Below are 24,650 nucleotides of genomic sequence, written 5' to 3'. Positions count from 1 at the left end.
CGTGGCACGTCGACCGAACCGTTTTACTGACGAAGACTTCGAAATTTTAGAAGGACGCGCAAGTAAAACTGAACAAAAGAAAGCAGTTCAGCGTATGGCTGCTTTAGGTGAGCAGTTGGCGCAACTGAATCCAAAACAAATCCAGCAACTTCCTGTGGATGAGCGTTTAATTGATGCTATTTTGGATGCGCAAACCATTACCTCACATGAAGCGCGTCGTCGCCAATTTCAGCGTGTAGGTAAGTTATTGCGCAATGAAGACGAGACCGTCATTTTGTCGTATTTGACCCCACAGCAGGGTGCAAAGAAAACTGCACAGTTGCAACGTTGGGTAGATCGAATTATTAAAGATGGTGATCCGATCATCAATGAATTCTGTAAAGTTCATAACGCTGCAGAACGTCATACGTTACGTCAACATGCTTTGCGTATTCACCGTGATATGGCTAAAAATTTGACGGAAGCTGAATTGGCAGAATCAAGACTGAAGTTATTTAACTATGTGCAGCAAGTGGCACTGTTGTCTGATAACTGATTTAAGTAAGTTATAAAAAAGCACTTCAAATGAAGTGCTTTTTTATTTGGGGTAAAGCCTTTGTTTAGGCATTACTTAGCCGAACTCACCGATAGAGCGCTCTTTAGCCCAATCCCGCAGTACAAATTTTTGTAGTTTACCCGTTGAGGTTTTTGGAATTTCCGTAATCACGACATCCTTAGGTACTTTAAAGCGTGCTAGATGTTCTTGGCAAAAGCTGATGATTTCTTCAGGAGTCACAGATTTCCCTTCTTTAAGTTCAATAAAGGCACAAGGGACTTCTTGCCAGCGTGGATCAGGTTTGGCTACCACAGCAGCAGTCAGAATGGCTGGGTGTCGATATAGCACTTCTTCGACTTCTAAAGAAGAGATATTTTCGCCGCCTGAAATAATGACATCTTTGGAGCGGTCGGTAATTTTGGCATAACCATCAGGTTGGCAAACCGCCAAATCACCTGTATGGAACCATCCACCTTTAAACGCTTCTGCTGTAGCTTCAGGGTTTTTTAGATAGCCTTTCATGACAATATTGCCACGGAACATGATCTCCCCCATGGTTGTACCATCTTTAGGCACTGGTTCTAAGGTCTCTGGATCAAGAACTTTCATACCATCTTGTAGCGGATAAGGAACACCTTGACGCGAGTGAAGTTGAGCCTGTTCTTGAATACTTAATTCACTCCAACCTGCTTGAGAAGCACAAAGTGCTGAAGGTCCATAAGTTTCCGTGAGGCCATAGACATGGGTGACATTAATGCCAATATTGCGCATCCCTTCAATAATCGCAGCAGGCGGCGCTGCACCTGCCACCATGACTTCAACGCGATGTTCAAATTTAATCTGCTTCTGTTCTGGGGTATTAATTAGCATAGATAAGACAATTGGAGCACCACAGAAATAATCGACCTGATGTTCAGCAATCAGTTTAAAAATGAGTTCAGAATCTACTTTGCGCAAACAAATATTAGTACCACCATTGGCTGCCATGGTCCAAGCAAAACACCATCCATTGCAATGGAATAAAGGAAGGGTCCATAAATAAGTCGCTCGAGGTGTCATACCGCAAGCGATAATGTTGCTCGCTGCATTAATATATGCTCCGCGATGGTGATAAACTACGCCTTTAGGATTACCTGTGGTGCCTGAGGTGTAGTTTAAGCTAATCGCATCCCATTCATCATTTGGTAAATGCCATTCAAATTCAGCATCGCCTTCTGCCAGCCAATCTTCGTATTCAATTTGCCCAATTGGGGTAGAAAAGCATTGCTCGTATTCTTCATCATCCACATCAATCACATAAATTGAATGGGAAACCAAGCTTAAAGCTTCTTTCGCCAGAACAGCAAATTCAGGATCAACCAAGAGAACTTTAGTTTCGGCATGCTCTAGCATGAACGCAATGGTCTTGGCATCTAAACGGGTATTGAGGGTATTCAATACCGCACCAATCATTGGTACAGCAAAATGAGCTTCAATCATCGCAGGAATATTGGGTAACAACACTGAAACCGTATCGTTTTTACCAATCCCTAATTTTTGCAACTGATGTGCAAACTGACGGCAACGATTATAGGTTTCTCGCCAACTAATATGTCGCTTGCCATGAATAATTGCATCTTGATGCGGATAAATATAAGCCGCACGCTCTAAATAGCGCAGTGGGGATAATGCAACAAAATTCGCAGGGGTGCGCGGTAGTTCATCATAGGCAGCGACCATCTAATAACTCCATGTATATTTATTATCATCGATGATTTAAAGATAAGCCTTTCATAATCGACATGCATTTATGCTTTAGTCGAGTGGTTGTTTATTTATAAGGTAATGAATTTTATGTAAAAATAATTAAAAAATACTATTTAGTGAATGTGAATTCATAAATATGATTAAATTCAATCATATATGAAAAAGTTAAATATGTGTTTATTTTTTAATCTTGTTTGTCAATATAGAAAACTCTTGCGGATAAAAATGTACATGCATGACATCAAGATTAAAAATCATTCCAATGGGTTCAAATGTATCAAAAATGACAATTTTCTGATTCGGATAAGATTTATAGAGCGAAAAGGTTTTATCCAACCCTGAACCCGTGTAAAATTCTTAGCAGTTTTTATCCACCGTTTTTATCTTTTGAGGTTTTACCTCGATCATAATCTCGCGGTGACATGCTCCATGGTACGGGGCATCACTCCTTAAGGATTTTCTATGCCTATTATTACTTTGCCAAATGGCGATCAAAAACAATTTGATCAAGCTGTTTCTGTAATGGACGTTGCTTTAAGCATTGGTCCAGGTCTTGCTAAAAATACTGTTGCAGGAAAGGTCGATGGTCGTTTAGTCGATGCATCAGACTTGATCACCACGGATGCAAGCCTTCAAATTATTACACCAAAAGATGATGAAGGCGTTGAAATCATTCGTCACTCTTGTGCGCACTTGGTAGGTCACGCAGTTAAGCAGCTTTTCCCAGAAGCAAAGATGGTGATTGGTCCAGTCATTGAAGAAGGTTTCTACTATGACATCTGGATGCCACGTCCATTTACATTAGATGACATGGCAGCAATCGAAGAGCGCATGAAAAAGCTCATCGACCAAGATTATGATGTCGTTAAAAAAATGACCCCGCGTGATGAAGTGATTGCAGAATTCACTGCGCGTGGCGAAGAATACAAATTACGCTTGATTGCGGACATGCCGAATGAAACTCAAATGGGCTTGTACTACCATCAAGACTATTTGGACATGTGCCGTGGTCCGCACGTGCCAAATACAAAATTCTTAAAATCATTCAAGCTCACTAAAATCTCTGGTGCTTACTGGCGCGGTGATGCGAAAAATGAACAGTTGCAACGTATCTACGGTACAGCATGGGCAGACAAGAAACAGCTTGCTGCTTATATTAAACGTATTGAAGAAGCTGAAAAGCGTGACCATCGTAAAATTGGTAAAGCTTTAGACTTGTTCCATATGCAAGAAGAAGCACCAGGTATGGTGTTCTGGCATCCAAATGGTTGGACTATTTACCAAGTGCTTGAACAATACATGCGTAAAGTTCAGCAAGACAATGGTTACCTCGAGATTAAAACACCACAAATCGTAGATTTTACGCTGTGGGAAAAATCAGGTCATGCGGCAAACTATGCGGACAACATGTTTACGACTCATTCTGAAAGTCGCAACTATGCGGTTAAGCCAATGAACTGTCCTTGTCATGTGCAAGTATTTAACCAAGGTTTGAAATCTTACCGTGATTTACCAATTCGCTTAGCTGAATTTGGTTCGTGTCACCGTAATGAACCATCAGGTTCATTGCATGGCATTATGCGTGTACGTGGTTTTACCCAAGATGATGCTCATATCTTCTGTACTAAAGAGCAGATTGGGCAAGAGGTTGCAGACTTTATTAAGCTCACTTTAGAGGTTTATAAAGACTTCGGCTTTGAAGAAGTGCAAATGAAGTTGTCTACACGCCCAGAAAAACGTGTGGGTGATGATGCACTTTGGGATATGGCGGAAAAATCTTTAGCAGACGCTTTAGATGCGGCAGGTCTTGCTTGGGATTTACAACCAGGTGAAGGGGCATTCTACGGTCCGAAAATTGAATTCTCGTTGAAAGACTGCTTAGGTCGTGTATGGCAATGTGGTACAATTCAATGTGACTTCAACTTGCCAGAGCGTTTAGACGCGTCATATGTCACTGAAGACAATGACAGGGATCAACCTGTAATGTTGCATCGTGCAATTCTTGGCAGTTTTGAACGTTTTATTGGTATACTTATTGAACACTATGCGGGCTTTATGCCACCTTGGTTAACACCAATTCAAGCATGTGTTATGAATATTACCGATTCTCAAGCGGAAGCTTGTGAGTCTGTAGTGGCGAAACTTAAAGAAAACGGTCTCCGTACGATTTCAGACTTGAGAAATGAGAAAATCGGCTTTAAGATTCGTGAACGTACATTAGAGCGTATTCCTTATTTACTCGTTCTTGGAGATCGAGAAGTAGAGGAAGGTACTGTAAACGTCCGTACCCGCTCAGGAAAAAATTTGGGTACTATGTCAATCGACGCTTTCGTTGACTTAGTAAAAGCAGCCGTTGCCGAACGCGGCCGGTACATTGTGGAGTAACAGCGATTAAACAGCCTGACCGTAATCAACAGGGCGGTAACAAATCAAACCGTCCTGCTTTGAATGATGAAATTCGTGCGAAAGAAGTTCGTCTTGTAGACGAAAATGGTGAGCAAAAAGGTATTGTTAGCTTGGCAGATGCATTACGCGCTGCTGAAAGTGTTGAGCTTGATCTTGTTGAGATCGTAGCAAATGCTGAACCACCAGTTTGTAAAATCATGGACTTCAATAAGCATTTGTTTGATCTGAAGCAAAAGCAGAAAGAAGCGAAGAAAAAACAGCATCAAGTACAGGTGAAAGAAATCAAACTCCGCCCAGGTACTGATGTTGGTGATTACAACGTAAAATTACGTGCAATTATCAAGTTCCTTGAAGAAGGCAATAAGGTAAAAATCACATTACGCTTCCGTGGTCGTGAAATGGCTCACCAACAGTTAGGTTTGGCTCAATTACAAAAAATTGAAGCAGATGTGGCTGAAGTTGGTATTGTAGAGCAAGCACCAAAAATGGAAGGTCGTCAAATGGGTATGTTACTTGGTCCTAAAAAGAAAAAGTAATGATCCTTTGATCTTAAAAAGCACTGCCTATGCAGTGCTTTTTTTATTGCCTGAAGATTGGTTTGGTTCTAACGGGGGGGAGAGAGCTTATAATCTTGCCTGAAACGCACATAAACCATCTATTTCCAGATGAATCTGAATATTTTTGAACTGAGCTTGTTTTAGGCTAAGAATATGCTCGGTTTTATTCATATAAAGTTCGTGATTATTCATCTGTCCATCGGGAGTAGCAAGATGATCAGTGATGAAGTAATCTCCATCTGGGTGAAGTACATGCTGAGCGATAATCTGGTGAAAATTATCAGTATGAGCTTTATGGCGAAGCTCATGTAAAGCCTGATGAATCACTACGTAATCGAAGCGTTGGGCTTGGAGTATCTGATACCAGTGTGGCTGTTTAAAATCGGCAATGATGAAGTTGGTCTGTGAATGAGGAATGGTTGCTATTCGTTGTTGGGCTAGAGTATGCATAGCTGATGAAAAATCTATAGCGGTGTAATGGATATGTGGTTTTGCATTTAACAGTTCGTAGGCAAAAAAACCTGGGCCAGAGCCTAATTCTAAAATACGAATATCTTGTTTAAAGTCGGCTAAAATTTGAGATACATAATAAGCAAAAAACTCTTGTCGATAAGGTCGCTTAACGCTGGCTTCATTTGCCCACTGTATTGCATGAAGTGAGTCTTGAAGATTGATTGGGCTAGGAATATCTATGATTTTATGCATTTGTGTAGCGTATTTTTATATGAATAAGTGTTAAACAGTTTATAAAATTACATCAAAATAATCATGTCTAATTATGCTATGGTGTATCCCAAAGAAGTGAATAAACAAAGGAAATAACAATGATCGACTTGTATTATTGGGGCACGCCCAACGGTCATAAAATTACGATTGCTTTAGAAGAAATGGGTTTGGAATATCAAATCTTCCCAGTCAATATTTCAGAAAATGATCAATTCCAGCCTGATTTTTTACGTATCTCACCTAATAACAAAATTCCTGCCATTGTTGATCAAGATGGGCCGAAAGGTGAGCCGATATCGGTATTTGAATCAGGCGCGATCTTGCAATATTTAGGTCGAAAAACAGGCTTGTATTATCCAACAGATGAACAAGAGCGAGTGGAAGTTGAACAGTGGTTGATGTGGCAGATGGGCGGTTTAGGGCCAATGTTAGGGCAAAATCATCATTTTAGTCGCTTTGCACCTGAACGAATTCCCTATGCGACAGAACGTTACGTGAATGAAACTAAACGTTTATACGGCGTATTAAATAAGCAGTTGATCGGTCAAAAATATGTAGCTGGAGAATATTCGATTGCCGACATGGCAATATTACCGTGGATTTTGCGCTACGAGTGGCAGCAGATTCAATTAGAAGATTATCCTTATGTTAAGGAATATGTCGAGCGTTTGACCGCACGTCCAGCCGTTCAGAAGGCTTTAGCAATTAAAGTTTAAAGTTTTGGGTAGATAGTTTAAAAGCTATCTACCTCCACAAAAGTTATATTCCTAACAGGCTTAAATTTATATATTTTGGATTTACGTTTCTCTGTTAATACTTCTTTTGCACGATACAGTAAATTGCCATTTAGAGTGATGAACCAATTATAAAATAGTTCAGGCATATTTGTACTTGGATGTGTGATTTCCGTAAGATTGCCATGAATTAAATCCTTAATTTGCTGTGTATTGAAATTGATATTCTCGAAACTATGTGCAAACTTATTTCTAATCTTTCTTAAGCCTTTCAAGTTGTTGGTATTCATTCTCCTCAATTAATCCTAATGCGTGACATAAAGGGATTTTTGACGAAAATTGACCTATGGGGGCATTGAATCCATCTAAAAGTTTTTTGCAGATTTTGAATCACTTAAGAATGAATACAGAATTTGCGTTAACTGCTCTTCGAGTATAGTGGCAGCAATTAAAGTTGCTCCGCGATCTGTTTCTGGATAAAACGATTGGATTTTTGAAGCATTTTCAAAAATTTCAGGGTGTTTTAATTTCATTTCGTCCTGATATTTGTTCCATTCATCCATGTGTTCTTCCTGTATTTGTGTTCGCATCATTGATAGGCGGTATCCTTTCTCAGGTTGAGTCCCTCAGTATGTTAATATCTGTTTCTTACCCAGCATTTTTTTTTGTGATTTTCAAACCTGAAAATCAGTAGGTTGTGATGAAAGCATTTTTTTTAAATTTAACTCGAATTATTGAAGCAAATCCTAAAATTTATATCAGTATTATTGTCGGAATTGCAGGGTGTTGTATGCTATTCGTCGCAGAAGCAGTGCATGTTCAAAAAATTGTTGAGTTGCTGAATACTCGGGATCAAGCCATATTGCGGACTGCCATTGAGCCGATTGCAAATAAATACACAGTGGCGCGTAGTTTATTATTGGTGTTCTCATTTATTTGGTCAGGTTATGAATATTTGGTGACAAAGAAAAAGCTGGGTCTATCTTCATAAGATTATGTGGACTTTAGGGCTTTTATTCCTTTCAGCCTTTGGTGCGGCCACTTTACTGCCTTTGCAATCTGAGGCGGTGTTATTGGGATTGTTGGCAAATGGAGTTTATTCCGCGGGATTACTGATAGCGGTAGCCAGTATCGGTAATATTTTAGGTTCATGTGTCAATTGGTATTTGGGCTTTAAGATTGAACACTACAAGCATAAAAAATGGTTTCCCGTCTCTGAGCAGAAAATGCTGCAAGCACAAAAAATTTATCAGAAATATGGTTTTTGGTCGTTATTGCTGAGCTGGATGCCAATTATTGGAGATCCTATTACCCTGATTGCGGGGCTACTCAGAGAAAATTTTCTACGGTTTTTGTTGATGGTGTGTGTAGCGAAAACAGGCCGATATTTTGTACTTTATCTTGTTTTTGTTGGATGGTTTTAATTGCAAAAGCTGTTTTAGCTATTAAAGGATAGGGAGGAAAACATGTCCTCCCTAGACCTTACTTATGAGCATTGATTGAGTTTGAATTGAATTTCATCCTTAAAGCTCGATTTTTTATAGAGCCATAAGGTGCTAGCAGTACGCTTCACTTTAATCTGGCTTTTGGAAACCGCTTGTAGAATATTTTGGTCAAGTGCATAAACACCAGAACCTTGATTGATTTTTACTTTCTTGACTGCACCGTGTTTATCTACTTTAAAGCTAAACTTGATTTTACGGTCATGTTGGTTGAGCTCATCGCGATTGAGTTCAAGTTGGGGTTGAGTGTTGTAGGCAAATTTAACTTTTTGTTGCTGTTGTTGCGCCATCCAATTTTTCGAATTAAAGCTGTAGTTACAGTCTGATTGATCGTGTTCCAGATTTAAACTAAAGGTTTGATAACCAATAATCGGCAGCACGGTATCTTCAATTTTATAAGGTTGAACATGTGCCTGACGTACAGCTTGAACTAAAATTTCGTCTAAGTTTTTTAAACCAGTGCTTTCTTGAACACTGGCTTGGGTAATTTTTCCTGTTTCATCAGCATAAATACGCAAGATTGCCGCACGATTCTGCCCTTTTAAATCATCATTGTTATATTTTGGCTGCGGGAAAGTCGTCCATTGAATACGTGTGGTTAAATGGGCAGGTAGTGCAGTACTTTTTTGTACTACCAATTGTGAAGTTTTGGTTGTTTCTGCACTGTGGCTCTGTACAAAAGGGAAACTGAGAATCAGGGAAAAACAAAGCAGTTGTTTCATAAGGTTAGATAGGACATTCGTTCAAGAATGCTCATGCATAATGGTGGCTGAATTATCGCCCAGTATTTCCTGATTTGAAAATACTGGCAAGTCTAAATTCATGTTTTATTGGTCTTTTCTTTGGGTAATATCTACACCAAATAAATCGGAAGTTTTTAACCAACTCAGTCCCACCACAAGCATGGTCATACATCCGCCAAACACTGTCGCCATAACGGTGCCCATATATTTAGCTGCAAGCCCAGATTCGAAAGCACCTAATTCATTGCTACTGGACACAAACATACCGTTTACCGCTGCCACACGCCCACGCATATTTTCTGGTGGGTAAATTTGCAAAATGGTTTGTCGAACGACTACGGAAATGCTGTCACAGGCCCCCGTCATGGCTAAAGCAAATAAGGAAAGCCAGACATGATTGGAAAAGGCAAAGACGAGTGTGAAAAGCCCAAATCCAGCCACAGCCAGTAGCATATTGCGCCAAGCATGACGTGTCGGTGGAAATCGGGTCAGGGCAATTATGGTGATCAGTGCGCCAATTGATGGAGCTGCGCGTAAATAACCCAAGCCTTCAGGACCAATTTTTAAGATGTCTTCAGCGAAAATAGGGAGGAGAGCAATTACACCGCCAAATAAAACAGAGACAAGATCAAGTGAAATGGCCCATAAAACAATTTTGGTTTTCCAGATAAAACGGAATCCATCGCCTAAGCTGGCCCATAGATTTTCAGTTTCAATACTGGGAAAGCTACGTTTTTGTAATAAGTTAATTAGAATAAAACAGAGGCTCAGCAATACAGCAATGCTCAGTAAACTGATTTCTCGACCAAGAAATGCTAATATAAAACCACCCAGCATTGGACCTAAAATTACCCCACTTTGCCAACCAATGGTGGTCCATGTAGCACCATTGGCATACAATTCACGTGGAATTAAAAAAGGTTTTAATGAGGTGGCAGATGGGTTGTAAAATCCACGAATGGTGCCTAAAGCAAAAATAACAGCATAAATACCCCAAGATAAGCTTGTTACACCAAGATACCCTAAGCCAAAAGCATGAAATAAGCTCCATAAAATGAGGGGCAGTGGTACTGCGAAGAACAGGCAGATTTTCATGATGTTTTGTTTGTTAAAACGATCAGCAAAATAACCACCCCATAGCGAAAGAGCAATAAAGGGAATGGCTTCGGCGAGTCCAATTAAACCAAGCGTTAGCGGATCTTTGGTAATTTTATACAGTGAATACGCCACAATAATTTCTTGAATCAGAATGGCGAGGGTTAGGCAAAATTGATTTAAGGTCACAATTGAGAAATCGCGATAGCGTAATGCAGCAAAAGCATCAGGTGTTGGCTTCATAATGTTTGGGTTTTATCGTCATATGATTATTATAGAGGTAATTTTTATGTTTAAACTAAATAATTGTCATATTAAGGCTAAACAAGTATTCAATTCTGAGAATGGATTTATTCCCTAATTAATACGGTTTTTGCTTTTGTTTTGTACAAAGATGATTTAGAATAGCGCCTTCCTTACCTGCAGGTCGTTTTGCAATGGTGCATACGTGCCGAACAGGTGTTTAAAGAGGTTGTTATGGCTAAGTTAAAAACTCGCCGTGGTGCAGCTAAACGTTTCAAAGCGACTGCAAACGGTTTCAAGCGTAAACAAGCGTTCAAACGCCACATTTTGACCAAAAAATCTGCTAAGCGTATTCGTCAATTACGCGGCTGTGTAATGGTTCACGTAAGTGACGTTGCTTCAGTTCGCCGTATGTGCCCATACATCTAAGGAGATTTATAAATGGCTCGTGTAAAACGTGGTGTACAGGCTCATCGCCGTCATAAAAAAATTCTTGCTCGTGCTAAAGGTTACTACGGTGCTCGTTCACGCGTTTATCGCGTAGCGTTCCAAGCAGTAATCAAAGCGGGTCAATACGCTTACCGTGACCGTCGTCAGAAGAAACGTCAATTCCGTGCTCTATGGATTGCGCGTATCAATGCTGGTGCTCGTCTAAACGGTTTGTCTTACAGCCGCATGATCGATGGCTTGAAAAAAGCTCAAGTAATCATCGACCGTCGCGTACTTGCTGACATCGCTATGCATGACGCAGTTGCATTTGCTGCTTTAGCTGAAAAAGCTAAAGGCGCATTAGCTGCTTAATCATCTTCCGATGATTTAAAAAAGACCGCTTTATGCGGTCTTTTTTATTGCGTAATTTTATGGAAAGGACAGGTGTTACATAATTTGTCTTTAAATGAACAAGACTTAGTTGCCTAATAAAAACAATTCATTATAAAAAGGAATAGGGCGATGCTTGCAGAAATTGTTGGTGTGGATCAGGCGCGGATCACTGTAAAGCTAGAAATGATTCCAAGAATTGGTGAATCTGTCAAAATTATGTATGGACCCGATGCACAGTTAGAAGGAGAGGTGGTCGCGGTGCAGCATTATATCAATCAGCATGCCGATGAGCATAAAGTGCGTATTGAGATACGGCCCTTTAATTTGTTGATAACGTCCTAATCTAATTTGTTTTTACTGTACTTTAATAAATTTTTAGAAAAGAAGGTTTCTGATTCAATGGATTGATTTAATTATTTATTATGAATTAAAACAAGGCCACATGAAGTGGCCTTTGATGTTTTTATAAACCAAAATAATAAGCCGCAATACAAATAATGACGGTAATCAGGATCAGCTTGAATACGGCAGAAGAACCAATTTTATGAGGGTGATGCGGCGTAGATGATGTTGACGTTGTAGTCGTAGCAGCGGCACCTTCTAAGGGATTATTGATGGCAATCGAAGTTAGTTGCGCTGTTTGATAATGGTTGGCAACTTTCACAATAAATTTGGCTTGAAGATCTTCAAGTTTTTGCGAAAAATGGCGTAGGTTAAGTTGCTCATCAGCAGTGAGAAGCGAGCCATCTTCATGTTGAGGGTGTTGTAATTTATTTTGGATGTAGTGATTGAGTGCTTCAAATCGGTAAAGAGATTTATGTGCAAAATCAGCAGGATAATCCGTAGGGATTAAAGCGAGTTTCTGTGAGTCTAATCCACTTTCAGCTTCAGTATTTGTTTTTCTAACATAGCCATAATACGGAAGATTTGATTGTGCAGGCTCGATAAAACCTTCTGTTAAAGGACTATTGAATAATTCAGTTTGTGTATAGCTTTGAATATCATCCCAATTTGGGCGTTGCAAATCTGCATCAATGCGTTTAGCAAGTTTAGAATTCAGTTCAAAGCGCCAAAAAGTTTCCTGACGTAAAGGATTTTGCTGTGCGATTGGTGCTTCAAAATCATTGTCTGCATTATACCATTCCGCTAATTCTTTACCCAAAATCCAAGCTGTTTTCTTGTTGGCTTCATGGCTGACAATGAAATGGGCAAAAGGGAGTAGCTCAACATTGGCATTTGGATTTTGTTCATCATTTAATAGACTTGAACTGTGTAAGCTTAGGTGTTTGGTGCCCTGTTTTTTGAGACCTTCTAGCCAAATTTGAAAATGCTGAGCCAGTAAATGCTGTGAGATAAGATCTCGAAAGGCGAGGAGGTGCTGATCAAAAATAGGATGCTGTTTCCAACGATTAAAACTCAGCTCTTTATTGAGGAATTTATTGCCATAAGTAACGAGGGTGAGCTGTTGTTTCCAAATTTGATCGAGGGCCATAGATATTGATCTCTTTGCAAGTGGGTTTATCTTATACTTTTTCTAATTTCGGATGTTAATCAAATTTTCCTTAATTGGAAACGCATCAATCTTGTTAAAAACTGATAGAATATCGGGTTTTATCTTATTATTAAACTGTTGCTTTGAGAGTTACTATGTCACTGGAAGCCCTGACCACCGAAGCGCTTGCTGCTATTGCAGCAGCTCAAGACCTTGCCGCCCTCGATTTGGTTCGTGTGCAATTTACAGGGAAAAAGAGCCAGCTTGCAGAACAATCGAAAGCCTTGGGTAAAATGGACCCTGAGGAGCGTAAAGTTCAGGGTGCTGCAATTCATGCTGTGCGTGAAGCGATCAATGCGGCATTGACTGAACGTCAAACACAATTACAAAAAGCGGCGTTAGAACAACAGCTTGCAAGTGAAACAATTGATATTACTTTGCCTGGGCGTGGTCAAACCATCGGAAGTATTCATCCAGTTACCCAAGTTCAGGAACGTATTTGTCAGTTCTTTACGAAAGCAGGATTTACTGTTGCGACAGGCCCAGAAGTTGAAGATGATTATCATAACTTTGAAGCGTTAAATATTCCGGGGCATCACCCTGCTCGTGCGATGCACGATACATTCTATTTTGATGCAAACCATTTGTTGCGTACACATACTTCAGGCGTTCAAATTCGTACTATGGAAACTACGCAACCGCCAATTCGTATTGTATGTCCAGGTCGTGTATATCGCTGTGACTCAGATCAAACGCATTCGCCAATGTTCCATCAAATTGAAGGTTTATACGTTGCAGAAAATACCAGCTTTGCGGAACTGAAAGGTTTATTGGTCAATTTGCTGAACGAATTCTTTGAAAAAGATTTGAAAGTTCGTTTCCGTCCATCTTACTTTCCATTTACAGAGCCGAGTGCAGAAGTGGATATTATGGATGAGCGTGGCAAGTGGTTAGAGGTTTTGGGTTGCGGTATGGTGCATCCAAACGTTTTACAAGCTGCGGGTATTGATCCAGAGAAATATAAAGGCTTTGCATTTGGTCTGGGTGTAGAACGTTTTGCTATGTTGCGTTATGGCATCAACGACTTGCGTATGTTCTATCAAAATGATGTGCGTTTCCTACGCCAATTTGCTTAATAGTTTAAACAGTTATTTGAGATTTATTGAAATCCCCCTAAATCCCCCTTTATAAAGGGGGACTAGTCTACCTAAAACGGTAGTGTGTTTTTCCCTCTTTTAAAAGAGGGTTAGGGGAGATTAAGGACATTGAATTTATGAAAATTAGCGAAAATTGGTTGCGCACATGGGTCAACCCAGCCATTGATAGCGAAACGTTATCTGACCAACTGACCATGTTAGGTCTCGAAGTTGATGATTTATCTCCTGCAGCAAAACCATTTACAGGTGTTGTAGTGGGTGAAGTGCTTACCGTAGAACAACATCCTGATGCAGACCGTTTACGTGTTACTACCGTAAATATTGGTTCAGGTGAGCCTTTGCAAATTGTATGTGGTGCACCGAATGTTCGCGTGGGAATGAAAGCTCCTGTAGCGACAATTGGTGCAGTGTTACCAGGCGATTTTAAAATTAAAAAAGGCAAATTGCGTGGTATTGAGTCACAAGGGATGTTGTGTGGTGCTTCGGAAATTGATCTAGAAGATAAAATTGATGGTCTTTTAGAGCTTCCAGTAGATGCACCTGTTGGTGTAAATATCCGCGAATATCTAGATTTAGATGATCATGTGATTGATATTAGCATTACGCCAAACCGTGGTGACTGTTTCAGTATTCGTGGTATTGCGCGTGAAATTGCAGTCATTAACCAAATGACTGCGGTTGCGCCAGAGATTAAAGAAGTAGTTGCGACTATTGCAGATGAGAAAAAAGTTGTTGTCACTACTGAAGGTTGCCCGCGTTATTTAGGCCGCGTAATCAAAAATGTAAATACCAAAGCACCAACACCAGAATGGATGGAGCGTGCGCTTGCGCGTTCGGGTATTCGTCAGCACAGTATTTTGGTTGATATTACCAACTATGTGTTGATGGAGTTGGGTCAACCATTACATGCATTTGATGGTGGAAAAGTTCAAGGCGCAGTTCACGTGCGTCAAGCAACAGCAGCGGAAAAATTGGTGCTGTTAAATGAACAAGAAGTTGAACTTAATGAAAAAGTAATGATTATTGCTGATGCTGAAAAAGCATTGGCAATAGCGGGTATCATGGGTGGTTTATCATCTTCGGTAACCGATGAAACGACTGAAATTTTCTTGGAATCTGCATTCTTCGCGCCGTTACATATTGCTGGTCGTGCGCGTAGTTTTGGTTTGCATACTGATGCGTCGCAGCGTTATGAACGTGGCGTAGACTTTGAATTACCAATGATAGCAATGCATCGTGCATCACAATTGATTGCTGAGCTTGCTGGTGGTGAATTTGGTCCGATTACTGTTGCAGAACAAGCTGAAGTTTTGCCTAAGCGTGAAGCGATTGAGCTTAAGCAGGCACAAGTCGATCAACTATTGGGTTATCGTGTAGAAGGTGAATTTATCGCTGATGCATTAACCCGTTTAGGTTGTATTGTGACGGTTAAAGCTGAAGGTCAGTGGTCTGTTGTTCCGCCATCACACCGTTATGATATGGCCATTTATCAAGACTTAATTGAAGAAGTTGCTCGTATCCACGGTTATGACAATATTCAAATCAGTCTACCAGTCATTGATGCACAACTTGCCAAGTATCAAGATCAATTTGAAATCGCACAATTACGTCAGACTTTAGTGACTTTGGGTTATCAAGAGGCGATTAGTTTTAGCTTTGCTGATTTGAAACTTGAAAAACAGCTCAATCCAGCGGTTAATCCATTGGCCTTGGCAAACCCAATTTCAAGTGATTTGGCTGTTATGCGCTCAACATTGCTTTCAAGTTTAATTCCTTGTGTGCAATACAATATTAACCGTCAACAAAGTCGTGTGCGTTTCTTTGAGTTGGGTTTGCGTTTTGACTATCAAGATGCCAATAACATCCATGATTTAAAACAGATTCCAACATTAGCCATGATTGCTGTAGGTGCGAAGCAAGCAGAATCTTGGCATGCCAAACCACAAGCAATGGATTTCTTTGACTTTAAAGGTGAAGTGGAAGAACTATTAGCAGCAGGCCGTATCAAAGTGGAATATACTCGTTCTGAGCGAGTTTGGTTACATCCAGGCCAGTCAGCGGAAATTATAGTGGATGGTCAATCAATTGGTTATTTAGGTCGTTTACACCCAACGCTAGAAGCAGAATTAGATTTGGGTACAACTTGGGTGGCTGAACTTGATCAAAAGGCACTTTTGCAAACTTATGTATCTAATTTTACAGAATTATCACGTTTTCCATCGGTTAGACGTGATATTGCGCTTTTAATTAGTGATAAGATTAATATTGGTGAAATTCAGCAACTTATCACTAAAACTGGTGGGGAGCTGTTAAACTCGAATTGGCTCTTCGATGTATACACAGGACAAGGGGTTGAAGCAGATAAACGCTCATTGGCATTTGCACTGCTATGGCAACATCCTTCACGTACATTAGAAGATGCTGAAATTAAATCGGGTATGGATACAATCATTGAAGTGTTGCAAAACACTTATCAGGCGACATTGAGGGCTTCATGACAGCATTAACTAAAGCAGAAATGGCTGATCATTTAAGTGAGCTCACGAGTTTAAACCGTCGTGAAGCAAAACAAATGGTCGAATTATTCTTTGATGAAATAAGCCAAGCGCTTATTTCAGGAGAACAAGTTAAACTTTCGGGTTTCGGAAACTTTGAGTTGCGTGATAAGCGTCAACGACCAGGCAGAAATCCTAAAACGGGTGAAGAAATTCCGATTTCTGCCCGCCGTGTTGTAACATTTCGCGCAGGTCAGAAGTTTAGACAGCGTGTTGGGAAAGAGCAGATCGATTGATCTGCTTTTTTTATTATTATGAGATTAAGCTGATTTGTTGAAATTATTGATATTCTGCTGTGTGCAGTAAATTTCAGACATAAAAAAAGAGAGAACATAAGTTCTCTCTTTTTTGCTACGTAATCGTAAAGATTAGTGAGCAGCAGAAGCAGCAGTATCAGCAGCAGAAGCAGCAACTTCAGCAGCAGAAGCAGCAACTTCAGCAGCAGAAGCAGCTTCAACAGCAGCTGCGTCTACAGCAGCAGAAGCTTCAACAGTAGCTTCAGACGCAGCAGAAGCAGCAGCTTCAGCAGCAGGAGCTTCTTCTTTTTTAGCACAGCCAACGAAAGCTAAAGTAGTAGCAACTGCAGCAGCAATAGCGATTTTTTTGAATAACATGGCATCACTCTCTAAAAATATGAGATTAAAAAAAACCAAGGTCAGCTGTTATGTGCTTTTATTATTCCTAAATTTGTTAGGTAGTAACAATGCAGGAGCAGCTTAACTGGTCTGCGAATATGCTATCACTGCCTATTTTGAATTACTACTAGTTTGTGTGAAAAAAAACCAAAAAATGAGCAAATAAATGCTATTTTTTAACAGAAAATAACAATTAAACATGTGCTTTATATTGGAGAAGTACTTATTAAGTTTATAAAATTAAAGAGGTTTTTAATGTCATTTATTTAACAATCAAATATTTGCAACTGTTGTTACATAGCTTAAAGCGAATTGTGTATTTATGTTAATAAGGTCAACCAAATAAAAAGGCCACTTATAAAAGTGACCTTTTCATTTCAGGTGTCAAATTAATTGGTCGCTTTACGTTTCATTTGATCAAAGAAATCGTCATTGGTTTTAGTTTCTTTCATACGATCCAATAAGAATTCCATTGCCGCCAATTCATCTTGAGTATGAAGTAACTTACGTAAAATCCATACCTTACGTAAATTATCTTCAGACATTAGACGCTCTTCACGACGCGTGCCTGACTTTTTAATGTTCATAGCAGGGAATACACGCTTTTCAGCAATACGGCGATCAAGGGTGATCTCTTGGTTACCAGTACCTTTGAATTCTTCGTAAATGACTTCATCCATCTTGCTGCCTGTTTCAATTAAGGCAGTTGAGATAATGGTTAGTGAGCCGCCTTCTTCGATATTACGTGCAGCACCAAAGAAACGCTTTGGACGTTCAAGTGCATGAGCATCTACACCCCCTGTTAATACCTTGCCAGAAGAAGGTACTACGGTATTGTAAGCACGAGCCAAACGGGTAATCGAGTCAAGTAGAATCACGACATCTTTTTTGTGTTCAACCAAACGTTTTGCTTTTTCAATCACCATTTCAGCAACTTGAACGTGGCGTGCTGGAGATTCATCAAAAGTAGAAGCAATAACTTCACCGCGTACCGTACGTTCCATTTCAGTCACTTCCTCAGGACGTTCATCAATGAGAAGAACGATCAGGAAGCATTCAGGGTTGTTACGTACAATTGATTGCGCGATGTTTTGTAGCAACATGGTTTTACCCGCTTTAGGTGGAGCAACGATAATTGAACGTTGACCTTTACCAATTGGAGCAACCAAATCTACAACACGGGCAGTTAAATCTTCAGTGGTACCATTACCTAACTCCATCACCAATTGTTCAGTTGGAAATAATGGTGTTAAGTTTTCGAATAAAATTTTATTGCGCGAGTTTTCTGGTGTGTCGAAGTTAATTTGATTCACTTTTAACAGGGCAAAATAACGTTCACCTTCTTTTGGTGGGCGAATCGTTCCCGTAATGGTGTCGCCCGTGCGCAAGTTAAAGCGACGAATTTGCGAAGGGCTCACATAAATGTCATCTGGTCCAGCAAGATAAGAACCTGCGGCAGAGCGTAAGAAACCAAAACCATCTGACAGAATTTCGAGAACGCCATCACCAAAGATCTCTTCGCCATTCATCGCATGACGCTTTAAGATGGCAAAGATAATATCTTGCTTACGGTTACGCGCCATTCCTTCTAGGCCCATAAACTCTGCAATTTTGATGAGTTCGCCAATTGGTTTTTTCTTGAGTTCGGTTAAATTCATAGGTGGTCAGATAGAATCAAAAATTCTAGAAACAGGTTGGAAAGGGAGCAACATTCGGTCGCATACAGTAATAAAATGACGGCATTGTATTATTACAATAACAACGCGGTGGTCTGATAAATTGTTGCGAAGAGAAAATGTGTGAAACAATTTCTGTTGCCGAACGGCGATCTTATGTGTTGTGTCTTGTAAGAAAAAGACGGACTTGAAATCCTTTCTTTCTTGAGCATGAAATATAAGAGAGATTCTTGACTTTGTCAATTTATAGACGAAAAAAATGCGCTATTGGGTATAGCGCATTTGGTCTAATTGCAAAGTTTGAATTAGATGTGGTCTTCAATGAAGGCTGTTAATTTTGATTTTGGTGCTGCGCCAACTTGTTGTGCAACAACTTCACCATTTTTAAACATTAATAATGCCGGAATGTTGCGAATGTTGTAATTCACGGCTGTTGCTTCACAAGAAGTCACATCAACTTTTACAATTTTCACTTTTCCTTCGTATTCGTTAGCAAGAACTTCTAATACAGGGGCAATCGCTTTACATGGTGCACACCAGCCTGCCCAGAAATCAACAAGAACGGGAGTATCTGAATTTAAAACATCTGCTTCAAAGTTTGCATCTGTAGTGTTGATGATATTGCCTGACATGGAATATGCTCCAAAAATTTTATTAAAAGATAGCTAATGGCTCTAAGTATTACATAGCCATCTTTAACAATGTAGTGTTAGATGCAAATTTTCAGCCTTTCGATCAAATTTGTCTAATTGGTGCTCACGATGATGCTGATCGTGTAACACAATTGTCATATATGCTCAAAAATAAAAAGCTCAATATTTAAAAGAGATAAATGGCTTTTAAATTGCATGTATGTGCATTACTCTAGGCTCAATTCTGTACAGGTTTATTTGAAGAATGTCTGATTTTTTAATTGATGAAGAATTACTTGCTGCCATCGATATGGGGTCGAACAGCTTTCACCTTGCGATTGCGCGTGTAGACCATGGTGAAGTCAAAAAAGTTGCATCAATGTCAGAAAAAGTTCAGTTAGCAGCTGGACTTGATGAAAATAAAAACTTAACTGAAGCCGCGCAACAACGCGGTTTGGCATGTTTAGCGCGCTTTGTGGGGCGTTTAAGTTCAGTGCAGCCCAATCGTTTGAGAATTGTAGCAACCAATGCGTTACGTCAAGCTAAAAATGGCCATGAATTTATTCAAAAAGCCGCAGAAATCTTGCCTAAACCAATTGAAATTATTGCAGGTCGTGAAGAGGCGCGTCTGATTTATTTGGGTGTTTCTCACACTATGGCGAACAGTGGTCGTCGTTTGGTGATTGATATTGGTGGTGGTTCGACTGAACTGATCATTGGTGAAGAATTTGAACCGATACACACTGAATCTTTACAAATGGGTTGTGTCGCGTTCACTAAAGCATATTTCCCAGATGGTGAAATTAATCAAAAAAGCTTTGACAAAGCTGTGGTTGCAGCACGTAAAGAGTTATCTGCAATTGCCAATACTTATAAAGAAGCGGGTTGGGATACTGTTGTTGGATCGAGTGGCACCATTAAGGCGTGTCGCCAAATTGCGGTCAATATGGGCTGGAGTAATGAGCAAGAGAATCTGACGCGTGAAGGGCTAGAAAAACTTAAAGAAAAACTACTTAAATATAAGCATATTTCAGAAATGGATTTTGATGGTCTTAAGGAAGACCGTCGAGCAGTTTTGCCAGCTGGAATTGCAATTTTGTGTGCAGTATTCGAGTTGTTAGAAATTGAAGTTTTGGTTTATTCGGATGGCGCATTAAGAGAAGGCGTCATGTACGACTTATTGGGTCGTTTCCAACATGAAGATATTCGTGACCGTAGTGTACAAGCCTTAATGGGGCGCTATGGTGCCGATCCGAAACAGGCTGAGCGAGTCGTTAAAACTGTACAGCATCTATTTGATGGTGTAGCAAAACCGCTAAATTTAACCAGCGATGACAGTGACTTACTGCGTCGTGCGGCATATTTACATGAGATTGGATTGGCGATTAGCCACGGTGGTTATCATCGTCATGGGGCCTATTTATTACAACATTCGGATATTGCAGGTTTTTCGCAGATTGACCAAAACCAGATCTCACATTTGGTTGCACATCACCGTCGCAAGTTGCGTAGTGATGCCAAAATTGATGTCATGAAGGTTGGTGGTAGCAAACTTGTGCATCTATGTCTATTGCTTCGATTAGCAGTTTTACTAAATCATAGTCGTAGCGATGCGATGCTTCCTGCCATTGAATTAAGTATCGGCAATGCGCAACAATGGCAACTCTGCGTTTCTGGTGATGCCAAACAATGGCCTTTGCTTGTTGCAGATTTGCATGATGAACAAATGCAATTCAAGCATTGGGATATTGAATTGAATATTCAGTCGGAACAATTTATCGATTAACACTGTTTGGTTAATTTAGGGATAATGGTCGACCTATGAAAAATAAAGCTGCTCAATCTAAAGCATGGACAACAGTCCAAATTGCGCGTCATCCAGACCGTCCGCAATTTTTGGACTATGTTGGTGAAATCTTCACTGAATTCGATGCTTTACATGGAGATCGTTTGTTTGGTGATGATGGTGCGATGGTCGGTGGCTTAGCGCGTTTTGACGGCAAACCAGTTATGGTAGTCGGTCAACACCGTGGTCGTAGCACTCGCGAAAAATTAAAACATAACTTTGGGATGAGTAATCCTGAAGGTTATCGTAAAGCACAACGTTTGCTCGATATGGCAGAGCGTTTTAATTTACCTGTATTCACTTTTATTGATACTATGGGCGCTTACCCAGGTGTTGGTGCTGAAGAACGTGGTCAAGCAGAAGCGATTGCGACTAGCCTTGCACAACTTTCAAATTTGAAAGTCCCAGTTATTGCAACTGTTTTGGGTGAAGGGGGTTCAGGCGGTGCTTTAGGTATTGGTGTTGCTGACCGTGTGCTTATGCTGTCACACAGTATTTATTCAGTAATTTCACCTGAAGGCTGTGCATCGATTTTGTGGAAAACTGCTGAAAAAGCAGAGCAGGCCAGTGAGGCATTGGCTTTAACTGCTGATCGTTTACAACAACTAGGTATCGTTGAATACGTGGTTGATGAAGGTCAAGGTGCGCATTTAAACCCTGAACAAGTCATGGAAAATTTAAAGCTCGTACTCAAACAAGCATTGGATGAGTTACAGCCAATGGATGCCCAAGAACGATGCGAAGCACGTTACCAACGTTTAATGAAGTTTGGCAGCGACAATTTAGGTCTAACGTCTTAATACAGGCGCAGACCTTTACAGAACAAAGTTCTTATCTCATAGGATGTAGTGGTGGTGTGGATTCCATGCTGCTACTGCATCTTATGTCGTTTTTATTCCCACAAAAAACCAGAGCCATTTATGTTGATCATCAACTGCAAAGTATGAGTTCAGCTTGGGGGGAGTTTGTCCTGAATGCCTGTCAGCAATTGCAGGTTCCATGCAGTATTGTTCCTGTTCATGTAGCTGAAGGTAATTTAGAAAACCAAGCACGTAATGCTCGATATCAAGCCTTTGCAGAACATTTAAAAAATAATGAGGTTCTGGTTTTAGCCCATCATCAGCAAGATCAAGCTGAAACTTTGATGTTGCGACTGCTTTCTGGCGCTGGAGTACAGGGCTTATCGGCGATGTCTGTGGTCGATGTACGTCCACAAATGACACTTTGGCGACCCATGCTAGAACTGTCACGTGAGCAGATTTGCCAATGGGCGGTTCAGTTGGATGTGCAAAATATTGAAGATCCAACCAATGCCAATCCAGATTATGATCGCGCTTGGTGTCGTGAAATCTTATGGCCTGTTTTACAACAACGCTTCCCCAAAATGCAGCAAGCGCTGAGTCGTACCAGTATTTTAATGCAAGATGCAGATGAAATATTGGCGGAGGTATTAGCCTTTGATTTGGAAAAATGTGGCAATCCATCTTTGCTGAATATTGAACCGTTAAAGATGTTGTCGGTGGCTAGACAACGCCAACTCCTTTCGCATTGGATGCAAGGTGAAGCGACTTATCGCCCAAATTTTGCCATGGTGCAACGTCTGCAAGCAGAAGTGATTGAGGCAAAACAGGATGCTCAGGCGGCATTACATTGGCAGGGCTATTACTATGTTCGCTATCAACAACAAATCTTTCGTTTGACTGCAGATACGTATTTGGCTGAGCAATGTTCTTCTGTTTTGCCCACACAAATGCAAATTTTCGAACTTAATCAGACCGTATCTTTATTCTCAGGACGGTATTTGATTCAAGAGCAAGCCCTTGGATTATCAAAAGAACTGTTAGGTAAACAACTGATTTTCTCTCCACGAGTCGGTGGTGAAAAAATTCATCTGCATGGGCGGGTGGGGAGTTGGCCTTTGAAAAAAGCGCTACAACAAGCACAAATTTTTCCTTGGTTGCGTCATACAATTCAAATATTAAGCATAGATAATGTTATGCTAGGGGTTTTTACACCCAAAGGTTTTTGGTTAGCACAGTCTGAATATCTTGTAGTGGATGGATGGCAGCCGAAATTAGTTTCAGGGCAATAGAATACTCAATAACGAGCGTAAATCATGAGTGCAGTTTTAAATTGTAATATTACTTTTATTGGTGGCGGCAATATGGCGCAGGCCTTAATTGGCGGATTAATTGCGCGAGGCATGCCGACAACTCGTATTACAGTTGCTGATCCCTTTGAAAATGTACGTCAACTTTTACAAGAAAAAGATGTGCATGTGACGGATGATAATATCGCGGCGATTGAGAAAGCAGATATTGTTGTTTTGGCTGTTAAACCTCAGGTACTTGCCAATGTATTGAAGCAATTGCATGGTTTACTGGATGGTAAACTGGTGATTTCAATTGTTGCGGGAGCGGAAATTGCAACCATGGCAACCTTATCGGGTACAGAGCGTATTGTCCGTGTCATGCCAAACACGCCAGCATTGGTCCAGACCGGTGCGCATGGTTTATATGCGACAGATGTTGTCGATGCGAAAGACCGCGAGTTAGCCAGCCAAGTGCTTGCTGCAACAGGTTTAACCATTTGGGTGAATTCTGAAGCACAAATTGATGCTGTAACTGCGGTTTCAGGTTCGGGTCCTGCATACTTTTTCTATATGATGGAAAGCATGATTCGTGCAGGTAAAAACCTAGGTCTAGATGAAAAAGTTGCAACGGCTTTAACTTTGCAAACCGCTTTAGGTGCTGCACAAATGGCCATTACCAGTGCAAACTCACCAGCAGAATTACGTAAGAATGTCACCTCTCCAAATGGTACGACTCAAGCTGCTTTAGAAGTGTTTGATCGTGCACAAATTTCACAAAATATTCAGTCTGCGTTGGCTGCTGCGAAAAAACGTAGTCAAGAGTTGGCGCAAGAATTAAGTGAAAGTAGCAAGTAATTAGTTTTAATTAGGAAAATTTTAATATGGGTGCAAACTCTGCGCTAATTTTTGGCATTATTATTAACGTAGCGATTTTGCTCGTATTCTTCCGCTTTTTAATGCAATTGGCTGCGGTTAATCCCTACAACCCTGTGGTGATGTCGACAGTCAAAGCCACCAAGATTGTGGATATTTTTAGTCGCATTTTCCCAACACTGGGTAAGGGGCGTGTGAACTCTGCTGCCTTGGCCTTGGTGGTGGTGCTTTATCTACTTAAAATATTTGGCATCATGTACTTGTCAGGTGCCATGCCGAATAGTCCGATTCATTTGGTGATTTTAACCTTTGTCACCATGATTCAGGACTTGATTCGTTTCTGCCGTTATTTGATTTTTGCAACGATTATTTTAAGTTGGGTGGTGATGTTTACTCAGTCACGTTCACCTTATATTGAGGTGATTCAAGAGTTGGCTGAGCCTCTGTTGGCACCATTCCGTCGTTTATTGCCAAATATGGGAATGATTGATTTATCTCCAATCGTAGCATTCTTGGCATTGTATATAGCTGAAATCATTATGAATGAAGTGGCAATTGTCTTGTTAACAGGTTTATAAGATTT

27 protein-coding genes are annotated in these 24,650 nt (G+C 40.4%); 17 read left to right on the top strand and 10 right to left on the bottom strand.

Translation table 11 applies throughout. The features are described 5' to 3' along the window. Position 1 precedes the first annotated feature (1 nt). Positions 2-535 (top strand): ribosome biogenesis factor YjgA, encoded by a 534-nt coding sequence (yjgA, locus tag I593_RS03230; RefSeq protein WP_016166135.1) that lies wholly within the window; start codon positions 2-4, stop codon positions 533-535. A gap of 75 nt (positions 536-610) precedes the next feature. On the opposite strand, the gene I593_RS03225 is transcribed toward yjgA, so the two are convergent. After that, on the bottom strand, positions 611-2,254 hold the full coding sequence (locus tag I593_RS03225) for an acyl-CoA synthetase (protein ID WP_016166134.1): 1,644 nt from the start codon (positions 2,252-2,254) through the stop codon (positions 611-613). Positions 2,255-2,743: 489 nt separating this feature from the next. On the opposite strand from I593_RS03225, the gene thrS reads away from it, so the two are divergent. Beyond that, positions 2,744-4,666, top strand: a complete 1,923-nt coding sequence (thrS, locus tag I593_RS03220) for a threonine--tRNA ligase (protein WP_016166133.1) — start codon at positions 2,744-2,746, stop codon at positions 4,664-4,666. Between the two features lie 5 nt (positions 4,667-4,671). Next, entirely contained in the window at positions 4,672-5,223 is a 552-nt protein-coding gene (infC, locus tag I593_RS03215) for a translation initiation factor IF-3 (protein ID WP_081401218.1), read from the top strand. Positions 5,224-5,310: 87 nt separating this feature from the next. Here infC and I593_RS03210 read toward each other — a convergent pair whose 3' ends face one another. After that, complete coding sequence (locus I593_RS03210; RefSeq protein WP_016166131.1) at positions 5,311-5,949, bottom strand: class I SAM-dependent methyltransferase; 639 nt, start codon at positions 5,947-5,949, stop codon at positions 5,311-5,313. Between the two features lie 119 nt (positions 5,950-6,068). Here I593_RS03210 and I593_RS03205 point away from each other — a divergent pair, with 119 nt between their 5' ends. After that, positions 6,069-6,686: a glutathione S-transferase N-terminal domain-containing protein gene (locus I593_RS03205; protein WP_016166130.1), complete on the top strand. Its 618-nt coding sequence runs from the start codon at positions 6,069-6,071 to the stop codon at positions 6,684-6,686. A 17-nt stretch (positions 6,687-6,703) separates the two neighbouring features. Here I593_RS03205 and I593_RS20330 read toward each other — a convergent pair whose 3' ends face one another. After that, positions 6,704-6,994 (bottom strand): hypothetical protein, encoded by a 291-nt coding sequence (locus I593_RS20330; RefSeq protein ID WP_016166129.1) that lies wholly within the window; start codon positions 6,992-6,994, stop codon positions 6,704-6,706. Positions 6,995-7,069: 75 nt separating this feature from the next. Next, positions 7,070-7,297, bottom strand: coding sequence for a hypothetical protein (locus I593_RS03195; protein WP_044738958.1), 228 nt, complete (start codon positions 7,295-7,297; stop codon positions 7,070-7,072). A gap of 104 nt (positions 7,298-7,401) precedes the next feature. On the opposite strand from I593_RS03195, the gene I593_RS03190 reads away from it, so the two are divergent. Further along, on the top strand, positions 7,402-7,695 hold the full coding sequence (locus tag I593_RS03190; protein ID WP_026441025.1) for a hypothetical protein: 294 nt from the start codon (positions 7,402-7,404) through the stop codon (positions 7,693-7,695). Between the two features lie 4 nt (positions 7,696-7,699). Then, entirely contained in the window at positions 7,700-8,128 is a 429-nt protein-coding gene (locus I593_RS03185) for a YqaA family protein (protein ID WP_016166126.1), read from the top strand. A gap of 62 nt (positions 8,129-8,190) precedes the next feature. Here I593_RS03185 and I593_RS03180 read toward each other — a convergent pair whose 3' ends face one another. Then, the gene (locus I593_RS03180) at positions 8,191-8,928 is read right to left on the bottom strand and encodes a TonB family protein (RefSeq protein ID WP_016166125.1); all 738 of its coding nucleotides are present in this window, start codon (positions 8,926-8,928) and stop codon (positions 8,191-8,193) included. A 105-nt stretch (positions 8,929-9,033) separates the two neighbouring features. Beyond that, on the bottom strand, positions 9,034-10,287 hold the full coding sequence (locus I593_RS03175; RefSeq protein ID WP_016166124.1) for an MFS transporter: 1,254 nt from the start codon (positions 10,285-10,287) through the stop codon (positions 9,034-9,036). Between the two features lie 234 nt (positions 10,288-10,521). Between I593_RS03175 and rpmI the strand changes: the two genes are divergently transcribed. The 3 genes from rpmI (at position 10,522) to I593_RS03160 (ending at position 11,451) form a co-directional block, all read left to right on the top strand. Further along, positions 10,522-10,716: a 50S ribosomal protein L35 gene (gene rpmI, locus I593_RS03170; RefSeq protein WP_001096359.1), complete on the top strand. Its 195-nt coding sequence runs from the start codon at positions 10,522-10,524 to the stop codon at positions 10,714-10,716. A 12-nt stretch (positions 10,717-10,728) separates the two neighbouring features. Then, the gene (gene rplT / locus I593_RS03165) at positions 10,729-11,088 is read left to right on the top strand and encodes a 50S ribosomal protein L20 (RefSeq protein ID WP_004675688.1); all 360 of its coding nucleotides are present in this window, start codon (positions 10,729-10,731) and stop codon (positions 11,086-11,088) included. A gap of 150 nt (positions 11,089-11,238) precedes the next feature. Then, positions 11,239-11,451: a hypothetical protein gene (locus I593_RS03160; protein ID WP_016166123.1), complete on the top strand. Its 213-nt coding sequence runs from the start codon at positions 11,239-11,241 to the stop codon at positions 11,449-11,451. Positions 11,452-11,572: 121 nt separating this feature from the next. Here the strand turns inward: I593_RS03160 and I593_RS03155 are convergent, their stop codons facing one another. Further along, positions 11,573-12,601: a hypothetical protein gene (locus I593_RS03155; protein WP_016166122.1), complete on the bottom strand. Its 1,029-nt coding sequence runs from the start codon at positions 12,599-12,601 to the stop codon at positions 11,573-11,575. A 155-nt stretch (positions 12,602-12,756) separates the two neighbouring features. Here I593_RS03155 and pheS point away from each other — a divergent pair, with 155 nt between their 5' ends. From pheS to I593_RS03140, 3 genes are all read left to right on the top strand, one after another. Continuing rightward, positions 12,757-13,737: a phenylalanine--tRNA ligase subunit alpha gene (pheS, locus tag I593_RS03150; RefSeq protein ID WP_016166121.1), complete on the top strand. Its 981-nt coding sequence runs from the start codon at positions 12,757-12,759 to the stop codon at positions 13,735-13,737. Between the two features lie 137 nt (positions 13,738-13,874). Beyond that, a complete protein-coding gene (gene pheT / locus I593_RS03145) occupies positions 13,875-16,256 on the top strand; it encodes a phenylalanine--tRNA ligase subunit beta (RefSeq protein ID WP_016166120.1) in 2,382 nt (793 codons plus the stop codon). Continuing rightward, the gene (locus I593_RS03140) at positions 16,253-16,549 is read left to right on the top strand and encodes an integration host factor subunit alpha (RefSeq protein WP_016166119.1); all 297 of its coding nucleotides are present in this window, start codon (positions 16,253-16,255) and stop codon (positions 16,547-16,549) included. Before pheT ends, I593_RS03140 begins: the two co-directional genes overlap by 4 nt. Before the next feature lie 132 nt (positions 16,550-16,681). Here I593_RS03140 and I593_RS03135 read toward each other — a convergent pair whose 3' ends face one another. The 3 genes from I593_RS03135 to trxA all read right to left on the bottom strand — a co-directional run bounded on the left by I593_RS03135 (position 16,682) and on the right by trxA (position 19,256). Further along, positions 16,682-16,927 carry a hypothetical protein gene (locus tag I593_RS03135; protein ID WP_016166118.1) on the bottom strand — a complete coding sequence of 82 codons (246 nt, stop codon included), beginning with the start codon at positions 16,925-16,927 and terminating at the stop codon, positions 16,682-16,684. A gap of 410 nt (positions 16,928-17,337) precedes the next feature. Next, on the bottom strand, positions 17,338-18,606 hold the full coding sequence (gene rho / locus I593_RS03130) for a transcription termination factor Rho (RefSeq protein ID WP_016166117.1): 1,269 nt from the start codon (positions 18,604-18,606) through the stop codon (positions 17,338-17,340). 323 nt (positions 18,607-18,929) lie between these two features. Beyond that, the gene (trxA, locus tag I593_RS03125; RefSeq protein WP_016166116.1) at positions 18,930-19,256 is read right to left on the bottom strand and encodes a thioredoxin; all 327 of its coding nucleotides are present in this window, start codon (positions 19,254-19,256) and stop codon (positions 18,930-18,932) included. 265 nt (positions 19,257-19,521) lie between these two features. Between trxA and ppx the strand changes: the two genes are divergently transcribed. From ppx to I593_RS03100, 5 genes are read left to right on the top strand one after another with little or no spacing between them, the layout of a single operon-like run. Further along, positions 19,522-21,042, top strand: coding sequence for an exopolyphosphatase (ppx, locus tag I593_RS03120; protein WP_016166114.1), 1,521 nt, complete (start codon positions 19,522-19,524; stop codon positions 21,040-21,042). Between the two features lie 35 nt (positions 21,043-21,077). Continuing rightward, on the top strand, positions 21,078-21,902 hold the full coding sequence (locus I593_RS03115; protein ID WP_016166113.1) for an acetyl-CoA carboxylase carboxyltransferase subunit alpha: 825 nt from the start codon (positions 21,078-21,080) through the stop codon (positions 21,900-21,902). Further along, complete coding sequence (tilS, locus tag I593_RS03110; RefSeq protein ID WP_081401217.1) at positions 21,839-23,194, top strand: tRNA lysidine(34) synthetase TilS; 1,356 nt, start codon at positions 21,839-21,841, stop codon at positions 23,192-23,194. The genes I593_RS03115 and tilS overlap by 64 nt, the downstream gene beginning before the upstream one ends. Before the next feature lie 24 nt (positions 23,195-23,218). Further along, on the top strand, positions 23,219-24,049 hold the full coding sequence (gene proC / locus I593_RS03105; protein ID WP_016166111.1) for a pyrroline-5-carboxylate reductase: 831 nt from the start codon (positions 23,219-23,221) through the stop codon (positions 24,047-24,049). A 26-nt stretch (positions 24,050-24,075) separates the two neighbouring features. Then, positions 24,076-24,645 (top strand): YggT family protein, encoded by a 570-nt coding sequence (locus I593_RS03100; RefSeq protein ID WP_016166110.1) that lies wholly within the window; start codon positions 24,076-24,078, stop codon positions 24,643-24,645. Positions 24,646-24,650: the final 5 nt, after the last annotated feature.

It is taken from the genome of Acinetobacter tandoii DSM 14970 = CIP 107469, from assembly GCF_000400735.1.
In the GTDB taxonomy this organism is placed as follows: Bacteria; Pseudomonadota; Gammaproteobacteria; order Pseudomonadales; family Moraxellaceae; genus Acinetobacter; species Acinetobacter tandoii.
This window is presented reverse-complemented; position numbering and strand designations above follow the sequence as displayed.